This window comes from Wenyingzhuangia gracilariae, from assembly GCF_056387575.1.
In genome coordinates, this window is the sequence record NZ_CM150748.1 from 2,877,605 (window position 1) to 2,895,303 (window position 17,699).

Below are 17,699 nucleotides of genomic sequence, written 5' to 3' on the forward strand. Positions count from 1 at the left end.
ATAGAAAATCCGTTTAATTATTTTGATCATTTTTACTCCGAAAAAATAATTACCAAATCCAAGTAATTGTTATATTTATCCTCCGACCTTTAAAATGTCGCATTTTTCCAAAGAAAAACACTAGTCAACTTTCTATTTTTGTAGAAAATTAAAATTTCACACCAAATGAGAAAAATAAAACTATTTATAGCAACCAGTTTAGACGGATTTATAGCGCAACCAAATGATGACCTTAGTTTTTAAAGTTAGTTGAAAAAGAAGGAGAAGATTATGGTTATGATGCATTTACTTCATCCATAGATACGATTATTATTGGTCGTAAAACCTATGATTATGTTGTAAAAGAGATTGGTGCTTCTCACTACGATAATGGGAAAAGAGATGTTTATGTAATTACAAGAACGGAACGTCCAGACAACGGTAGAATTAAATTTTATACAGGTAATATAAAAGACTTAGTAACACAACTTAAAAGCGAAGCGGGTAAAGACATTTATTGTGATGGTGGTGCTGTAGTGGTTAATGAACTACTTAAAAATGACCTCATTGATGAACTTACTATTTCCATTGTACCTATTCTTGTAGGTAATGGTACAAGATTATTTAAAGAAGATAGACCAGAGCAACTATTGGAATTTATAAGTGCCAAAACATTTGATACGGGATTGGTACAGGTATATTACAAACGAAAAAAATAAACAACGAACAATGATGAATAGAATGGAACATATAAATCCGGAAGGACTAATAAAAAATTCTGCGTTTTCTCAAATCATAACGACTGAAGGAAACGGAAAGACAATTTATATAGGTGGACAAAATGCAGTAAATGGAAACGGAGAAATTGTAGGGAAAAATGATATTTTAAAGCAAACTGAGCAAGTAATGAAAAACCTTGAAATTGCTCTTAAATCTTGTGGAGTAAATTTTGAGAGTTTAGTGAAATTAAACATTCACATTGTTCAAGGGCAGAATGCTTATGGTGCATTTCAAGTTTCACAGAAATTTTTAGGACAAAACCCAAACCCACCGATTATTACAGTTTTGTATGTTGCAGGACTAATAAATCCCGAATTTTTACTTGAAATTGATGCTATCGCATTTAAACCTGAAAAATAAGAAAATGGAAAATCAAGTCGGAAAAACCAAAGATGTAGGATTTCAATTTGGAATAAGGAAAACCTTTTCTGTTTCGAGTGAGAAGGTTTGGGACTTTTTATTTTCCGAGAATGGACTAAAGATTTGGTTAGGCAATTTGAAAAATGAACTTGAAATTAAAAAAGAATACGAAACTGAAAATGGCATAACAGGACTTGTCCGTGTTTTTAAAGCAAATTCCCATATTCGACTGAATTGGAAACCGAAAAATTGGGAAAATATGTCAACAATTCAAATTAGAGTAATTGGAAATCAAGAAAAGACAACAGTTGCAATTCACCACGAGAAATTATTGAATGCTGAACAGAGAGCGCAAATGAAAGAACATTGGAACGAAATAATGAACAAAATAGGAACTGAAATAAAAAAGCCAGCAGGTAACATTGTATATAAAAAATAGGCGATTTAGTGCTGAATTCGAGGAGTTTGGCTCGTATCAAAATTTGTGCATAACCGAAAGCTCCGTGTTTCTTAACCGCCTTCTTTTCATATTCGTAAACGTTAGCAGTCATTGTAAACGAACTCTCAACCAATAACTATCATAAAATAGAAAGATTCTAATATTTATTTTGACATTACATTTTTCAAATATGCCAGCACAAGACAAAATAATAGTGTGGAAAAGCACTTATGTAAACACAACCGAATTTACCACCATTAATTTTAAAGACACGATTGAAGTTAAGGGACACATCACAGGTCAAGGATTAGGGAAATTGTTAAATGTAAATTATCAACTTGACATTAATAAAAAATGGGAAATTCAGTCAGTAAACATCAATTTTCAATCAGACAGTACGTTTAACATCTCACTCACAAAAAATAAAGACAATCATTGGGTCAATGAAAAAGGCAAAATCCTCGAACAATTGGATAACTGTATAGACATTGATATTGCCTTGACCCCTTTTACCAACACATTACCAATCAATAGGCTGGGTCTAGCAGTTGGAGAATCAAAAGAAATAGAAGTCGTTTACTTTGAATTACCTACCAAAAATTTTTCGCCTGCCAAACAGCGATATACCAATTTAGGTAATGGAGTTTACAAGTATGAAAATCTTGCTTCCGGATTTACTGCAAACTTAAAAGTTGACAGTCAAGGATTTGTTTTAGATTACCCAGGTATTTGGCATAGAGTGTTTTCAGAGCATGAAGCTACTGCAAGACAGAAGGAAGGATTTGCTTCTTCACTGATTTCTGATAATGCAAGTGACGAAATTACTGGAAATAATATTTACGATTGGCTTATAGGAAGTTGGAATGTAGAAGCTGTTGATTATTTAGAAAACAATGAAATAATAAAATCACAAGGTGAATGGCATTTTGTCTATGTACTTGAAGGCAGAGCTGTACAAGATGTTTGGATTGCCCCGAAACGTTCATTAAGAACGCCAAACCTAAAACAGCCAAGAATTCGTTATGGTTCAAGCATACGTTATTTTGACGCAAAATCAAAAAAATGGTGTGTTTATTGGTTCAATCCCGTGAGTAGTACAGTAAGTAAACTTTATGGTTGGGAAGACAAAGGTAATATTGTACAGGAAGGAACCGATGAAGATGGAAATATAATGCGGTGGACATTTCAGAACATAACCAACAAGTCATTTCATTGGAAAGGAGAAATTAGTACCGATAATGGAGAGACTTTTACTTTACAAGCAGAGTTTTTTGGAACACGAAAATATTAAACGCCAAAATGAAAGTATTTTCTACAACAAGAGAGGTACTTCGCACCATTGGACAACCTGACCCCAGCAACCGTATATTTTGGATTGGATCAAAGGAAATTCAAAAACATCAACTGATAAAGAAAAAATGTTGCTCAAAAGAATGAAAGAGCACCAAATTCAAGAGTTATAACTATTAACATATAAAATAACGAAGAATTGCTCATTTTTATGACCAGATATTGTGCTGTCCTCTATCTATTCACAGGTCTTGTTTTTAAAGCAAATTCACACATTCGCTTGAATTGGAAACTTGCCCATTAGGAAAACGTGTAAACGTTCAAATTCGAGTTATTGGAAACGAGTCAAAAACAACTATAACCATTCTTCAAGAGGAACTTTTAAATGATGTACAGAGAATCTAAGTGAAAGCATATTGGAACGAGATAATAAAGAAAATTGGAGCTGAACTGTTGTGAAGGTAATACTCAAATAAACCTAGAGCTACTTAATTAAATATTCATTAATTCATACCAATTGTTCGGAAAACAACCACTAGTTGTTGAATCCAACTAAAAAGAGAACTTTTACAACTAATCGTAGTCAATTAAATTTCTTATTACTGGGCAGCACAATCTACTTTTGCATAAACAAAATTGTAATAAGATGAACTCATTAAAAATTCAATCAAGTAAAAAGTATATAAAACCTTGGAAGGGCTTTATATCTGTGGAAGACACTCAACTTTATCTTCAAGATTCAGGAGGTTTAGGCCCTGTTATTATTTACTTAAATGGCTCGTATGCCAACCTCAAACACTGGGACCGTGTTATTCAAGAACTTGGCTCAGACTATCGTCACATTTTGTATGATGAACGTGCCCGTGGTAAATCAAAGAAATCAAAGGATTACTCCTTTGATGCTTGCTTGCGTGACCTGACAGCAATTATCAAGGCAAGACAAATCAAAAACCCAATATTGGTGGGTTGGTCATATGGAGCCATTTTAGCTACGCATTGGGTGAACAAAAATCCTGGAGTACCCCGTGGAATAATAGCAATAGATAGTGCTGTACCTTATGGGCTTACGGGTGAAGAATCTCAAAAGCGTATTTATAAATTATTTAATCGCTTAAAATGGATTCTCCCTGTAATTGCTCCATTTGGTTTAGCTGCAAAAATGAGTGCTAAACAACATGCGGAAATCAATATCGAAATAAATGAAATTTCCGCTAAATTAGAACAAACCCTACTAGATATTAACATACCTGTATGGTATGTCTTTGCATCAGGCGAAAGTCGTGGCGGAGAAGCTCATGAATTTAAGGCCATGCGTGACAGTCTCAACCCTTTGTTGAAAAAAAATGAAAATTTGAAAGTATTTAAACAGGTAGAGAACAATCACGAAAAGATTCTCTCAAAAGATTACAAAACGATAGGAAATGCAATTCAAACATTAAACGAGAAAATTAAATAAATTTATATCCTTTTATTATGAATAACTCAAAACAATTAGGTCTGAAAATTTTAGAGGCACGAAAAAACATTAATTTATCACAGGCAAAACTAGCGAATATAATTGCCATTAGCCCTCAAGCTATTGGGAAGTGGGAACGTGGTGAATCAATGCCTGATATTATAATGTTGGATAAATTAGCTAAAGTCTTTGATGTAGATCTTAACTATTTTTCTAATGAAAGTAATAGTGGCTCACATAAAGTCGACCTACAGCAAAATTCAAATAAGCTACTTTCAAATGATTCAGGTACTCATTCCAATAACGACTATAGCTCAAATTGGGATATGTCTAGTGGGAATTGGGTAGATGCAGACTTTTCAGATTTGAAGAACCTTAAAGATAAATTCAGTAACTCTAATATGAAACGCTGTAAATTTATCGGTTCTGAATTATCAGGTCTTCTATTAAGAGGTAACAATATTGATGGATGTGATTTTACAGATTCTGAAATAAAAAGCAGTCAAATACAAAACTCTCAACTGATAAATAATGAGTTTCAAAATTGTGTGTTACAAGGGTCTGAATTTTCACAAAACCACATCAAAAACTGTAATTTTTCAAATGCCAATTTATCTAAGGTAAAGCTTATTTCAGGAACTTTTATAAATATAGAAGTGATAAAAACTGTTTGGAATCAAACCTCTTTTATTAAAATGTATTTTGAAAACATTGTTTTTGAAGGAAATATCGACAACTGTTCTTTTGATAATTGCAGATTTAAGAAAGTAACATTTCAAAATGCAGTATTAACCAATACCTTTTATAAAGGCAGAAAATTGAAAGGAGTTAAGTTTATCAACTGTAAAGCAGATAAAATGACTTACGAGTTTTTAAAAAATGCAAAGGCAGATTTGAAGGAGGTTACATTATTATCACATAAACAACTATGATAGACGAAAAAATAAACCTCTCAGAATTAAAAAATCTGAAGTTTGAATACATTAAAAATGAATATGTGGTAACTTTAGTTGATAACCAAGGCTTTGAAATATTAAAAGGGTATGGTATTTCAATTGTAGATGCAATCAATGATTTACATCAAAATTTAATATAAAATTAAAATTTAACAATTGTCTCCTATTGGTCACAAATTGTAAGTTAAATAAATTAAAAACAATCTTAGGTCAAGAAAGTAACCAATACATCGAAAAGGTAAAGAACTGGAAAGAACAATCCCTGAATTTGTCAGGTATCATGCCTTAATTTCAATTGCAGTAGTTTTTCCATTTCCGTAGTTTCCTGCAATACAAACTAATTTCATAAGAACTAAATATTATTTTTTTAACTTCTTTGTAGATATTAATTATAATTCTTTTAAGCAAAGTGAGCGTTATCAATAATTATCTCTTTGCCGACGTACAACGATTAAAAGTAGGGCTGTAAATAAGCGATAAATTTTCAGTTTAGCAAGAAGTCATATTTTTAATTTTCTTGTTTTCAAAAATACAAATTTAAAATATGGCGACCTCTCATACACGCACAAGCCTTTGTTCAAACACACTACCTACCCTACTTTTTTTATAGATATAAGCGAGAGGCATTTCTACTTGTAGTTGATTGTTTTTATAAATGTGTTCCAATCTTCTTTCCCGAAAGTATTATTTGGAGAAAGATTCACGCCTGTTCGAAACAGTTGATGCCGAATATCATTAGTCATTTCCGTTTGTATTTCCCAGCTAGGGTGGAATTCTTTTAAATAACTATCAGTCATTTTTTCAAAAGAAAGTATTTTAGGCCCTCCAAAATCTGGAAGTAAACCTTTTGGCGATTCTAAAGATATTCTTGCTAATAATTCAGCAACCTCTTGCGTACCAATGGATTGAAATTTTAACTCTTTTGGGATTTTCAAAATAGACTTATCGTCAGTCGTTTCATTGATAAAATTTTGTATCAAATTAACTACAAAACTGTGGAATTGTGTAGTCCTTACAATTGTATAAGGAAATCCACTATTTGACACTAAGTTTTCCACCTCAAGTTTTGCCTGATAATAAGGATAGTCGCTCTTATCAACCCCGACAATAGAAATATAAACAAAGTGTTTTATAGCACGACTACCAATTGCTTTTAATAAATTTTTTGTACCCTCAACATCTACCAGTTGAAAGTCCCTAGGGTTACTGGCACAATGTATGACAACATCAACATTATTAGTCGCTTTTTTCAGTCCAGTATTTTCGGCTAAGTTACCCATGTAATACGTAATGTTGTCTTCTTTAGTAGGCGTGAAGGTTTTAGTTGATAAAACTCCTACTTTATAATTTTGCGATATAAGGGTCTTAGCAACTTTTCTCCCAAGATGTCCAGTTCCTCCAGTAATTAAAATCCTGTTCATAATTCTTTTAAAATTTATTTTCTGTTTATTTTTTCTTGAAGATTGGATTTCACATTATTAATCCATTCGTCCTTCAAAATACTCAATACAATAAGGTCAATTCGGTTTCCTTTTGCGTCAAAACTAAAATTCCTCAAAACTCCTTCTTCGACACAACCAATGCTTTTCATAGCATTAATGCTTCTTTTATTAGCAATATTGGCTTTAAATGCTACGCGTTCGTATCCTAATTGCTCTAAAGCAAATTCGAGCAATAAATATTTTGAATTTTTGTTAATGTAAGTTCCTTGATGATCTTTTCCATACCAAGTGTAGCCTAATTCCAATGTTTTGGTGACCTGGTTTATTAAATAAAATCTGGTGCTACCTACCATTTTATTTTGCAATTTGTCTATCACGACAAATACATAATCGGTTTGTTTTTTTCTGTTTTCAATAGCAGTTTTGATGTATTGCCTTAAATTATCTTCTCCGTTTGCACCAAAAGCATTGAAATCCCAAATATCCAATTCGTTTAAAGAATATCGTAAAAGTTGATCAAAGTCATTTTCAACCAATGGTCTTAAAAGCACTTTGTCGTTCTTTAAAATATAGTCTTTTTGAAAGTCAATCATTTTTGTTTTTTCATAATTTTGTCGTAATAATATATAAAAAACCTCTTAATTATTTTTTGCAAAAAATATTTGAATCGGATAATGTAGAAAATACTCATTATTAATTTCTGTGACATTTATTCCTAAATCATCTACTCCAACATCTGCAACAATCATATCTTTTAAAGCTATTGGATTACTCGGAAAAGATGCTTCAAGCTGCTCATTAAGTCCAATTTTCATTGAATAAAAATCAGTATTAACATTTTTGAAACCTACTTTTTCAAAAAGACGATAAAATTCGGTTAATGAAAGTGCAGCAACATGAGAACAATCTCTATTTCTCTCCATTTCATTGTATTTTTTTATTTTAGTGTCTGGTAAAGAAACATCAACAACTATAACTACTCCATCGGGTTTGCAGACTCTTTTCATTTCAGACAAAACTTTAAGTGGATTTAAAAAATGATGAAAACCAAATCTAGAAACTACTATTGAAAAACTATTATCTTCATAAGGTACATTCTCCACATCTCCTATTTGCCAAGTAAGGTTTTTAAGATTAAATTTTGTTTGTAATTTTTTAGCTTCATCAAGCATTCCTTGAGTCATATCAATACCTGTTACATGATTGGTGTGTTTGGCAAATTCGCACGAGACAATACCTGATCCACAAGCAATATCTAAAACTTTATCTTTTTTAGAAGCAGACGTTATTGAAATTAATTTTTCTAAAGCATCGCTATGTGAAGTTATCGCACTATAACCGCTTGCTTGTTTTGAAAATTGTTCTACAATGTTTTCATTATGTTTTTTAGTGTCCATAAATCTATTATTTTAATTTTCTCCAAAGTTCTAAACTTATCACTAAGTCACAATTACTATATTTGGACAATGAATAGCGAGTATCAGACAAATATTAAAATAGATTGGCTTTAAAACAGTAGTATGAAAATAAAGCCAATCTATTTTAAAACGGAAAAATTGTATATTTGGATTTACTAACAGTTCTAAATTGGGAAGGCTTACATAACCACTAACCGTTCTAATTAGTCTCTCCTTAGTTTCATATTAGTTAATTGAATACCAATATTATAAGTTTTTTTGTTCAATATTGATGTTTATAATTGCAAGGTAGGAGGTAATAAAAATCTTATCTTGTTTATATGCTTCATTAATAAACTTATCAATTGTAATTGATGAATAAACTTCTCCTTGTAATTCAGTAAGTTTACAAATGAATGGGGAAAGAAAATTTTTTTCAATTTGTTGTATTAGTTGTTTTTTATCAATTGTATTGGAGCAATATATAGCTATATGTTTCATCTTTCTTCTAAATCATTTTCGTGTTATATTTCAAAATAAAATTACTTTAAATAAGAAAACAAATTTTATAATTTCTAATTCAAGCAATTATAAAATTTGCGTTAATCAAACTATACTTTTTTACTTTCTATATTAGGTAAAAAGCTTGTTAGAATCCCAATTAATGGTAAAAAGGCACAAACTTTAAATATATATACAATACTAGTTTCATCAGCAAGTTTTCCTAAAATAGCAGAACCCAAACCACCCATTCCAAAAGCAAATCCAAAGAACAGTCCTGCTACTAAACCTACTTTTCCTGGAAGTAATTCAGTTGCATAAACTAATATTGCCGAAAAAGCAGAGGAGATAATCAATCCTATTACAATGGATAAAATTCCAACCCAAAATAACGACACATAGGGTAGTAAAAGTGTAAAAGGAGCCGCACCTAAGATAGAAATCCAAATAACATATTTTCTTCCGAATTTATCACCTAATGGACCACCTATTAAGGTTCCTACAGCTACCGCACCTAGAAAAGCAAACAAATAAATTTGTGATTCCTGTATGGATACATTGAATTTTTCTATTAAGAAAAATGTATAATAACTTGTGATACTGGTCAAATAAAAATATTTAGAAAATATTAAAAGTAGTAAAATTATCAAAGAGAATATTATTCTATTTTTTGATAAATGATGTGTTGATATTTTTTCGGAAGCTATTCTATTTTGCTGTTTTAATTCCAACTGAATGCTATACCAAATAGCTACTTTATATAAAACAAAAACACCTATTAATGCAATAAGGCAAAACCAAATAATGTGTAATTGCCCAAAAGGAATTACAATTAAAGCCGCTAATAATGGACCAACTGCACTCCCAGCATTTCCTCCCAACTGAAAAATTGACTGTGCTAACCCCTTTTTTCCACCAGAAGCTAAATGGGCTACTCTTGAGGATTCAGGATGAAAAATTGAAGAACCAATACCTATTAAAGCCACTGCGGCTAATAAATAATAAAAATTAGATGCAATAGAAGCAAAAAACAATCCTGATAAGGTAAAACTCATTCCAAATATCAAGGAATAGGGTTTGGATTTTTTATCAGTATACATGCCCACAAACGGTTGTAAAATAGATGCGGTGACTTGATAAATTAAAGTAATCATTCCGATTTGAGTAAAATTAAGATCAAATTTTTCTTTGAATAATGGATAAACAGAAGGAATTACAGCTTGTAATAAGTCATTTATAAAATGAGAAAAACTAATTGTAAAAAGTATGGAATATATTGTTTTTTGAGCTATTTCTGTATTTGTATTAATGCTTTTCATAAATGGTTGTTTTAGGTTTATTTTTTTTTAAATAATAGCTGAATTATTTTTCACAAAGATTTTAATAAATATACTGCCTGAATTGGTATATTTGGACAATGAATAGTGAGTATCAGACATATCGATTAGTTGATTTTGGATTCCAAATTAATTCAGATTTGCCAGTAATAGGATATTCGGAAATGGTAACCAATTCTATTTGTATATCACATTCACATCCAAGAGCACAACTTCTTTATGCTACTACTGGTGTAATGAACGTAGTAGTTAATAACCAGATTTGGGTAGTGAATCCATTACAAGGACTTTGGATTCCAGGAGGAGTAGAACATCAAGTTTCTTTTCAAAAAAATGTCAAATTATATAGTGTCTTCATAGATCCTTCTTTTACAGATGGATTACCAAAAACTACTTTTTCATTTGACATTTCCTCTTTTTTAAAACAATTACTATTTAAAATTATTTCTTTTAATACAGTTGATACTGTCTCAATTTCAGAAAAAAGAATTATGATGGTCTTTTTAGATGAAGTTACTTTAATACAACCTAGTATTACTTTTTTACCAACAACAAATCATGTAAGATTAAAGAATGTTGTACAGCTTTTACTTAACGATGTTGCCAGTAAGCAAACGATAGAATACTATGCTGAAATTTCATGTATGAGTAGTCGAAATTTATCTCGTTTATTCATCAAAGAATTGGGTATGAATTTTAGTGATTGGAGAATTCGTTTAAAACTTTTAGAAGCAATAAAAAGATTAGGTGAGCAACAATCTGTAAAAGAAATAGCCTTTGATTTAGGATATGAAAGCTCGAGCTCATTTATTTATATGTTTAAAAAACATTTAGGTAAAACACCATCAAATTATATTTTGAAAAGTAAGGATTGAAATGTGTGAAATAGTTAAATGTTAATTAATTAAAAACCTTTATACAAATAATTAATACATTCGAAATTTCTCTTTCACAGTGTAAATGTTTTACAAAGAGTTTGTAACCTCTTTATATAGGAAGAATTTATAATTTTTTTATTTATATTAATGATTAATTGTCCTAATATCCTTATTTATTGTCTATATATGATTATTTAGACTTTATAGTCTTAGCTTAACTTTACTAAAAATATTATGGATACCAAAAAAAACATTTTAGCTTAATTAAATAATCCAATGAGTGCTTTTCAATCACTTCTCATAATGATGTTTATGAAAAAATAATCCACATGTTATGGAGGAATAAAGAAGACTAAATATTGGATATTGCTTGTAAGTTTACTAAACATTGTTTTGTGTTACAGGATGAAAGCATGACAAAGGAAATACTTAATAATGTATATGAAATTAAAGTATAAAAATCTATAAATGGATACAATTTTAATTACAGAAAGAAATGGACATCTCAAAAAAAAACAGTATGTCTTTATAGGTAATGAAGGATTGTGTTACACAAATTTTATCAAAGAAAATCCAATTTTAAAAAATTGAGAATATAATAATATTATAGAAGTTACCTAACAAGGAATATCTGTTTTAATGATGTAAACAAAGTGGTTGTTATTATTTGTATGAGAAACTTTAATTAAGTAAGATCCTGATGATGCGAAAAATTTCTTAATAATTTAACTTATAACAAAAATAACGGTTTGCAACCCCCAATAAACAAACTACTAATAGACCTACAAGAACAACTCAATTTTATAAATATTGAGATTGATGACCCTATTGTGGCATGTGAGCAAGCCATTGAAATAACCTTAAAATCTTTAGAGCAATTAAAGAAGTTTGTGTTAAAAAGAAAATTCAAATCAACAAACGAAGAAATTAATTTTTTCAAAGAAATCAAGCCTCAATTTTCGTCCAAATTTATTTATTACAACAAAATATATAAAATGGAAACCAAAAGACCTTATGGAGGTCAAAGAGTGGTGAAAAAATTTTATAGAAATGAATTACGAAAACTAAAATTGTTTTTTGATAGCGAACTAGAGTTTTATAGATACTTCCGAACAGGAAGCAATTATTTAGATCATAAATATTTTGTACGCGGTAAGTTAGATGTAAAATTAAGCTTAAACTCATTTTATTTCGAATCAGATAAAAACTTTGCAACCACACATAGTTACAAAGTCGCTAAAATTATAGCGCATGATTTACTACAAGTATACCTAGAGGATAAATTATTGTTATTAGAAAATAAGCAACCCAATCAAAAATCACAAGTTAACCCGAAGATCAAACAAAACTGGACGGGCTCTAAAGTGGCTCTAATAGAGCTGTTGTACGCATTACATTCAGAAGGTGTGTTTAATAATGGAGCTTCAGATTTAAAAGACATTGCTGCCTATTTCGAAGACACCTTCAATATCAATTTAGGTCAATATCACAGAGCTTTTTTAGAAATTCGAATGCGCAAAGGAGATAGAACAAAGTTTATGACCTCACTTAAAGAGAGTCTTAAAAAAAGAATGGATAATTCGGATGAATAAGATAAGTGATTGATTTTATTGTCTTTAAAATAAAATGTATCACAACTTCGGTTCGCCTTGTGATGTAAAACCACTCAAAACCAACAAATTTGTACCATAACAATCTAAAAATCAAGTTATGGAAGTAGAACTAATTACAAAAGAAGACTTACACCAATTCAGAATAGACCTTCTAAACAGCATCAAAGCCATCATAACCCATCAAGCTGGATATCGAGAAAAACAATGGCTCAAATCTATTGAAGTCCGAAAACTGCTAAACATCTCTCCAGGAACCTTACAAAACCTTCGCATCAATGGTACGCTCACTTATACCAAAGTTGGAGGTATTATCTTTTATGCCTACGATGATATTCAAAAGGTTTTAGAAGAAAATAAAGTTAATAATTCCTAAAGCTAATTACAATCTCTATTCGACATAGGATTTGTAGGCGAGTGTCAATCAATAGAAAAAACCGTAAAAAGAAAAGCTGTTTGAGGCTTAAGCCGAGTTCTTTTCTTTTAGGGTTTGAGATTGTAATTGACCGCTGAGAATCCAAGTCTTGACTTTTTGTTTCTTTTGTGTTAAGACAAAAGAAAAATCAATTTTACTGTCGAAAATTCAAGGGGCTATTTCTATGATAAAGTTTGTATTGATTGAATTTAAAATGTTTATGTCAATGTAAAAAACACAAAATTAAACCATTTACAAAATGAACTACATAAAACACTTAACAGGATTTTTTGACCGCATCATTCACGATTCAAATTTAAACCCAACACACATAAGTTTATACTTAGGCTTATTTCAATACTGGAACGCAAAATGTTTTGAAAAATTTTCTAATATGTATTTCGACATAGGATTTGTAAAGCGAGTGTTAATCAATTGAAAAATTCATAAAAAGAAAAGATCATAAATCTAGTTAGAATCTCAATCCGCCATAGAATCTGGCAGACGAGTGCCAATAGTTTGAATATGTCGTTAAAAAAGAAAAGCTGTTTGAACGCAGTGAGTTCTTTTCTTTTAGACATAGAAAACGTAATTGACCGTCGAAGATTTAAGGCTTGAATTTTTGGTTCGTTTTGTTTCAAGACAAAATGAACAGGGACACATTGAGAGAAATAAAAATAAATATTATTTTTTTGAAAGTGTCATTACAAGCATATCGAAGGGTTCTGATAAAACAAAAAAGAAAATAATAATAATTAAATTATTTACAAAATGAATTACATAAAACACTTAACAGGATTTTTTGACCGCATCATTCACGATTCAAATTTAAATCCAACCCACATAAGTTTATACTTAGGCTTATTTCAATACTGGAATATCAACCGGTTTAAAAATCCAATAAGCATTACAAGAGATGAGGTTATGCGTATTAGTAAAATATGTTCTAAAGGAACGTATCACAAATGTATACGCGAATTAAATGACAAGGGATATCTTAAATACGAACCATCCTACAATCCATTTAAAGGTAGTATGGTCTATATGTTCAATTTTTCAGAAGACTTAAAACCAGTTCAAAAAAAAGACCGCAATACTAAAAAAAATATCCCTGTTGATGAACAAGCTCTAAACAAGCAAAAAACTAGTAGTGAACAAGCACTGGTATCTTCTATAAACAGTATAAACAAAACAAACACTTTAAACATTTCAAACTTGGAAGAACAAGCACCAAATTTTAAAAATAAAATTGTACAGTTTAAAAATCAGGGCGATGTAAAAGAAAAAAAGTTGCGGCAAAAAAAGAAAAATAAGATCACTTCAAATACAGTCTTGAAGCCGACTATTGAAGAAGTAAATAAGTATTTTATAGAACAAAAACACCCAGAATTAGAAGCGCAGAAGTTTTACAATTATTTTACCAGCAATGGTTGGTTAGTAGGCGGAAAAACCAAAATGGTCGATTGGAAAGCTGCTGCAGAAAATTGGATGCTTAACAGTACTAATTTTAAGCACAACACCGACACAACACCGATAAATCGAGCAAAACAACTCAACACAACTACGGATAAAAATTACTCCGAACCATTATAACGCTATACCTTGTCTTGAACCTAATCGTAGTGTCAGTTCGAGTGCGATAGCGTATCGAGAACAATTTTTTTTAGAAAGTCAAAAAACAGGAATAAAAATAATAAATCTAGTTACAATTTCAACCCGCCATAGAATCTGGCAGGAGAATGTCAAATATTTGAAGGTTTTGTAAAAATAAAAGCTGTTTGAGTCTAAAAAGAAAACATAAATAAAAGTAAAAAATAACAAATCTAGTTAGAATTTCAATTTGACATAGGATTTGTAAGCGAGTGTCAATCAATTGAAAAATCCGTAAAAAGAAAAGCTGCCTGAGGCTTTAGCCGAGTTCTTTTCTTTAGGATTTGAGATTGTAATTGACCGCTGAAAATCCAAGTCTTGACTTTTTGTTTCTTTTGTGTTAAGACAAAAGAAAAATCAATCTTATTGTCAAAGATTCAAGACTAGATTTTTTTGTTGAAGCTTGTGCTGAGCGGAGTCGAAGTATTTTCAGCAATGGAAAAAAGAAAATAAACTTTCGTCTTAACTTTTTGTTAAAGCCTGTGCTGAGCAAAGTTGAAATATTTTCATCAAAAAAAGACAAAGTAAAAAAACAAAATCAGAGATAATGAATTCGAACCTCAACTACCAAGAAATAACCCAATGGCTCGAAAAAAAAGGCAAAGAACTATTCGGAACACATTTCAAAATTTATAAAGAAGATGAAACCATTATTGAAAAGTTAATAGCCTATATGCTAAAAGATGAAAAAAGAGCTATTGAACTCAATATTTTTTTAGAAAAAGGCATCTTACTTTCTGGCCCCATAGGCTGTGGCAAAACATCATTAATGACCTTGATAAAACATATTACCGAAAAAGAAAAGTATCATGTAAAATCCTGTAGAGATGTAAGTTTTGAATTCATACAAGACGGTTACGAAGTCATTCACAGGTATAGCAAAGGCAAGCTATACCAACCAAAATACAACACCATTTGTTTTGACGATTTAGGAACGGAAAGCAACTTAAAATACTTCGGTAACGAATGCAATGTCATGGCAGAAATTATATTAAGCCGCTACGATTTGTTCGTTAGTAAAAAGCTAAAAACCCACATCACCACTAACTTATCTGCATCAGAAATTGAACAACACTATGGAAACCGCGTAAGAAGCAGAATGCGAGAACTATTTAATTTAATCGCTTATAACAATACTTCAAAAGACAAACGCAGGTAATTAAACCCTATGAATTAATGTCATTTTTCAATCAATAAGTACACAACACCTTTTTTTTATAAATTAAACTTTGGCAAAATTCTTCATTTTTGCCAAAGTTTAACCATCATAACTTTTAAGCGTCAGGACTTTATTTAAATAATTTACATATATTTGTTCATGTTAAATAAGTGTTCACGAATAATGAACATTTAAAAATAATGAACATAGAGAGGAAATACAATGGACGAAATAGAGATACTAAATAAAGCAATTCATAATTTAGAAAAGGATATTCCAATAACATGGAAATGGGATACTGTGAATGATAATAAAGACATAGGTGTTGATGGAAAATTAGACCTCACAATTAACAATCAAAAAATTACAATGCTGGTTGAAGTTAAAAAAGATGTTAAAAACCATCAATTGTTTAATATCATAGATTATAATAATAGATTCAAAAACTTCTTATTAGTAGCAGAAAAACTATATCCAAAAGTAAAGAAAGAACTTCGAGAAAACCAAGTAAATTATTTAGAAGAAAATGGAAATGTGTACATCAATAAAGACGGTTTCTTTATTTATATAGATACCCATAAAACAACAAAAACTCAAAAAGAAAAAGGAAATAGAGCATTTACCAAAACAGGGCTAAAAGTAATATTTCATTTCTTATTAGATCCTCAATTAATCAACCAAACACAACGAGAAATAGCAGAAATAACCAATGTAGCATTAGGTAATATTCCATTAATCATAAATGGTTTATTGGAAACCAACCTCATCTTAAAATTAAACAAAAATGAATATATAATTAATGATAATGAAGAGCTGCTGCATAAGTGGATGACAGATTTTGAGCAAACGTTAAAACCTACGCTTTTTAAACAACGTTTTAGATTTCAAAACAAGAACCAAGATTGGAAAACGTTACAATTCAAAACCGATAAAACAGTTTGGGGTGGCGAACCAGCTGGAGATATCATAACCAATCATCTAAGACCAGAAAAATTCACGATTTACACAAAAGAAACTACAAAAGATTTGATGTTGCAATACAAATTATTACCTGACGATAATGGAGATATTTGGGCCTATGATATGTTTTGGGCTGCAAATTTTAATAAAAATAATAACAACACAGCACCAAAACAATTGGTTTATATAGATTTAATGATTACTGATGATAAAAGGTGTAAAGAAACTGCAAAGCTAATTTTTGATGAACACATCCAACCAAACATATAAAGAACTCGCTATCCCCTACTTCAAAGAAGTTTTTGATTGTATTGATGAGGTCATGATAAAACTAAAAGTGTCTTATTATCTCATTGGAGCAAGTGCCATAGCCTTAGAATTATTAAAAGACGGAATTAAACCTAGCAGAGGTACAAAAGATATTGACTTTGCAATTATGATTTCTTCTATTCAGGAATTTGAAACCATAGTTGAAGAGCTTGGCAATTACGGATTTAATAAAGTAGAGGCTCCATGGACAATGTATCACGATAAATTTAATATTGTTATAGATCTATTACCATTTGGAGAAATTGAAGAAAAATTCACAGTAAACTTCAATGAGCGCTATACCGATTTGCATGTTTTAGGGTTTAGCGAAGTATTACAACTTCCGGAAACTGTTCAAATAGAAGAAAAATCAATACAAATTCCTTCCTTACCAGGAATGGTTATTTTAAAGCTAATCGCTTGGAGTGATAGGCCTGAAGAACGTGATAGTGATTTGTATGATATTTTAAGAATTATAGAACACTATTTCAATTTAAATTTTAATGAAATAGTAGAGCATCATAACGATACTTTTCCAGAAGAAGGAGATTTAGACCAACTCAAAATTGCAGCAAGGGTATTAGGTAGAAAAGCAAGTCAGTTTTTAAATATTTCAGAGGCAATTAGCACTCGAATTTTAAAAACATTAAACGATAATATCATAGACCCTAAAAAATCTGCAATAGCAAAACAATGGATTAGTAATAAAGAATGGGGCTTAGAATATGCTGTTCAAATTTTGGAAGAGTTAAAACGTGGTTTAATAGAAAAGAAGTAAAAT

General features: G+C 30.4%; 17 protein-coding genes and 1 pseudogene. 14 read left to right on the forward strand and 4 right to left on the reverse strand.

The features are described 5' to 3' along the window. Positions 1-165: 165 nt before the first annotated feature. The 7 genes and pseudogenes from ACY2IJ_RS12700 to ACY2IJ_RS12730 all read left to right on the forward strand — a co-directional run bounded on the left by ACY2IJ_RS12700 (position 166) and on the right by ACY2IJ_RS12730 (position 5,400). Positions 166-698, forward strand: a pseudogene (locus tag ACY2IJ_RS12700) (dihydrofolate reductase family protein). A 13-nt stretch (positions 699-711) separates the two neighbouring features. Further along, positions 712-1,119, forward strand: coding sequence for a RidA family protein (locus ACY2IJ_RS12705; protein ID WP_476724709.1), 408 nt, complete (start codon positions 712-714; stop codon positions 1,117-1,119). A 4-nt stretch (positions 1,120-1,123) separates the two neighbouring features. Further along, positions 1,124-1,558 (forward strand): SRPBCC domain-containing protein, encoded by a 435-nt coding sequence (locus tag ACY2IJ_RS12710; protein WP_476724710.1) that lies wholly within the window; start codon positions 1,124-1,126, stop codon positions 1,556-1,558. A 190-nt stretch (positions 1,559-1,748) separates the two neighbouring features. Continuing rightward, complete coding sequence (locus ACY2IJ_RS12715) at positions 1,749-2,849, forward strand: putative glycolipid-binding domain-containing protein (protein ID WP_476724711.1); 1,101 nt, start codon at positions 1,749-1,751, stop codon at positions 2,847-2,849. A gap of 645 nt (positions 2,850-3,494) precedes the next feature. Beyond that, complete coding sequence (locus ACY2IJ_RS12720; RefSeq protein WP_476724712.1) at positions 3,495-4,304, forward strand: alpha/beta fold hydrolase; 810 nt, start codon at positions 3,495-3,497, stop codon at positions 4,302-4,304. A 17-nt stretch (positions 4,305-4,321) separates the two neighbouring features. Further along, the gene (locus ACY2IJ_RS12725; RefSeq protein ID WP_476724713.1) at positions 4,322-5,236 is read left to right on the forward strand and encodes a helix-turn-helix domain-containing protein; all 915 of its coding nucleotides are present in this window, start codon (positions 4,322-4,324) and stop codon (positions 5,234-5,236) included. Further along, positions 5,233-5,400, forward strand: a complete 168-nt coding sequence (locus ACY2IJ_RS12730) for a hypothetical protein (RefSeq protein ID WP_157757595.1) — start codon at positions 5,233-5,235, stop codon at positions 5,398-5,400. The genes ACY2IJ_RS12725 and ACY2IJ_RS12730 overlap by 4 nt, the downstream gene beginning before the upstream one ends. A gap of 489 nt (positions 5,401-5,889) precedes the next feature. Here the strand turns inward: ACY2IJ_RS12730 and ACY2IJ_RS12735 are convergent, their stop codons facing one another. From ACY2IJ_RS12735 to ACY2IJ_RS12750, 4 genes are all read right to left on the reverse strand, one after another. Continuing rightward, a complete protein-coding gene (locus ACY2IJ_RS12735; protein ID WP_054724523.1) occupies positions 5,890-6,681 on the reverse strand; it encodes an SDR family oxidoreductase in 792 nt (263 codons plus the stop codon). Positions 6,682-6,695: 14 nt separating this feature from the next. After that, the gene (locus tag ACY2IJ_RS12740; RefSeq protein WP_476724714.1) at positions 6,696-7,295 is read right to left on the reverse strand and encodes a GNAT family N-acetyltransferase; all 600 of its coding nucleotides are present in this window, start codon (positions 7,293-7,295) and stop codon (positions 6,696-6,698) included. 45 nt (positions 7,296-7,340) lie between these two features. Then, the gene (locus ACY2IJ_RS12745; protein WP_476724715.1) at positions 7,341-8,099 is read right to left on the reverse strand and encodes a class I SAM-dependent methyltransferase; all 759 of its coding nucleotides are present in this window, start codon (positions 8,097-8,099) and stop codon (positions 7,341-7,343) included. 611 nt (positions 8,100-8,710) lie between these two features. Further along, entirely contained in the window at positions 8,711-9,919 is a 1,209-nt protein-coding gene (locus ACY2IJ_RS12750; RefSeq protein WP_054724530.1) for an MFS transporter, read from the reverse strand. Between the two features lie 98 nt (positions 9,920-10,017). Between ACY2IJ_RS12750 and ACY2IJ_RS12755 the strand changes: the two genes are divergently transcribed. The 7 genes from ACY2IJ_RS12755 to ACY2IJ_RS12785 all read left to right on the forward strand — a co-directional run bounded on the left by ACY2IJ_RS12755 (position 10,018) and on the right by ACY2IJ_RS12785 (position 17,696). Further along, positions 10,018-10,812: an AraC family transcriptional regulator gene (locus ACY2IJ_RS12755; RefSeq protein ID WP_476724716.1), complete on the forward strand. Its 795-nt coding sequence runs from the start codon at positions 10,018-10,020 to the stop codon at positions 10,810-10,812. Between the two features lie 752 nt (positions 10,813-11,564). Next, positions 11,565-12,407, forward strand: a complete 843-nt coding sequence (locus tag ACY2IJ_RS12760; RefSeq protein ID WP_054724543.1) for an RteC domain-containing protein — start codon at positions 11,565-11,567, stop codon at positions 12,405-12,407. A gap of 118 nt (positions 12,408-12,525) precedes the next feature. After that, the gene (locus ACY2IJ_RS12765; RefSeq protein WP_476724717.1) at positions 12,526-12,801 is read left to right on the forward strand and encodes a helix-turn-helix domain-containing protein; all 276 of its coding nucleotides are present in this window, start codon (positions 12,526-12,528) and stop codon (positions 12,799-12,801) included. An 810-nt stretch (positions 12,802-13,611) separates the two neighbouring features. After that, positions 13,612-14,433: a transcriptional regulator gene (locus ACY2IJ_RS12770; protein ID WP_476724718.1), complete on the forward strand. Its 822-nt coding sequence runs from the start codon at positions 13,612-13,614 to the stop codon at positions 14,431-14,433. 604 nt (positions 14,434-15,037) lie between these two features. Further along, on the forward strand, positions 15,038-15,649 hold the full coding sequence (locus ACY2IJ_RS12775) for a P-loop NTPase family protein (protein ID WP_476724719.1): 612 nt from the start codon (positions 15,038-15,040) through the stop codon (positions 15,647-15,649). A 222-nt stretch (positions 15,650-15,871) separates the two neighbouring features. Then, complete coding sequence (locus ACY2IJ_RS12780; protein WP_476724720.1) at positions 15,872-16,879, forward strand: type IV toxin-antitoxin system AbiEi family antitoxin; 1,008 nt, start codon at positions 15,872-15,874, stop codon at positions 16,877-16,879. A 67-nt stretch (positions 16,880-16,946) separates the two neighbouring features. Then, positions 16,947-17,696, forward strand: coding sequence for a nucleotidyl transferase AbiEii/AbiGii toxin family protein (locus ACY2IJ_RS12785; protein ID WP_476724721.1), 750 nt, complete (start codon positions 16,947-16,949; stop codon positions 17,694-17,696). The last annotated feature ends 3 nt before the right edge of the window (positions 17,697-17,699 follow it).

What these genes read in the sequence shown, in the direction of transcription:
- ACY2IJ_RS12705 (WP_476724709.1), top strand. Translation starts at nt 712, where the DNA reads ATGAATAGAATGGAACATATAAATCCGGAAGGACTAATAAAAAATTCT.
- ACY2IJ_RS12710 (WP_476724710.1), top strand. Translation starts at nt 1,124, where the DNA reads ATGGAAAATCAAGTCGGAAAAACCAAAGATGTAGGATTTCAATTTGGA.
- ACY2IJ_RS12715 (WP_476724711.1), top strand. Translation starts at nt 1,749, where the DNA reads ATGCCAGCACAAGACAAAATAATAGTGTGGAAAAGCACTTATGTAAAC.
- ACY2IJ_RS12720 (WP_476724712.1), top strand. Translation starts at nt 3,495, where the DNA reads ATGAACTCATTAAAAATTCAATCAAGTAAAAAGTATATAAAACCTTGG.
- ACY2IJ_RS12725 (WP_476724713.1), top strand. Translation starts at nt 4,322, where the DNA reads ATGAATAACTCAAAACAATTAGGTCTGAAAATTTTAGAGGCACGAAAA.
- ACY2IJ_RS12730 (WP_157757595.1), top strand. Translation starts at nt 5,233, where the DNA reads ATGATAGACGAAAAAATAAACCTCTCAGAATTAAAAAATCTGAAGTTT.
- ACY2IJ_RS12735 (WP_054724523.1), bottom strand. Translation starts at nt 6,681, where the DNA reads ATGAACAGGATTTTAATTACTGGAGGAACTGGACATCTTGGGAGAAAA.
- ACY2IJ_RS12740 (WP_476724714.1), bottom strand. Translation starts at nt 7,295, where the DNA reads ATGATTGACTTTCAAAAAGACTATATTTTAAAGAACGACAAAGTGCTT.
- ACY2IJ_RS12745 (WP_476724715.1), bottom strand. Translation starts at nt 8,099, where the DNA reads ATGGACACTAAAAAACATAATGAAAACATTGTAGAACAATTTTCAAAA.
- ACY2IJ_RS12750 (WP_054724530.1), bottom strand. Translation starts at nt 9,919, where the DNA reads ATGAAAAGCATTAATACAAATACAGAAATAGCTCAAAAAACAATATAT.
- ACY2IJ_RS12755 (WP_476724716.1), top strand. Translation starts at nt 10,018, where the DNA reads ATGAATAGTGAGTATCAGACATATCGATTAGTTGATTTTGGATTCCAA.
- ACY2IJ_RS12765 (WP_476724717.1), top strand. Translation starts at nt 12,526, where the DNA reads ATGGAAGTAGAACTAATTACAAAAGAAGACTTACACCAATTCAGAATA.
- ACY2IJ_RS12770 (WP_476724718.1), top strand. Translation starts at nt 13,612, where the DNA reads ATGAATTACATAAAACACTTAACAGGATTTTTTGACCGCATCATTCAC.
- ACY2IJ_RS12775 (WP_476724719.1), top strand. Translation starts at nt 15,038, where the DNA reads ATGAATTCGAACCTCAACTACCAAGAAATAACCCAATGGCTCGAAAAA.
- ACY2IJ_RS12780 (WP_476724720.1), top strand. Translation starts at nt 15,872, where the DNA reads ATGGACGAAATAGAGATACTAAATAAAGCAATTCATAATTTAGAAAAG.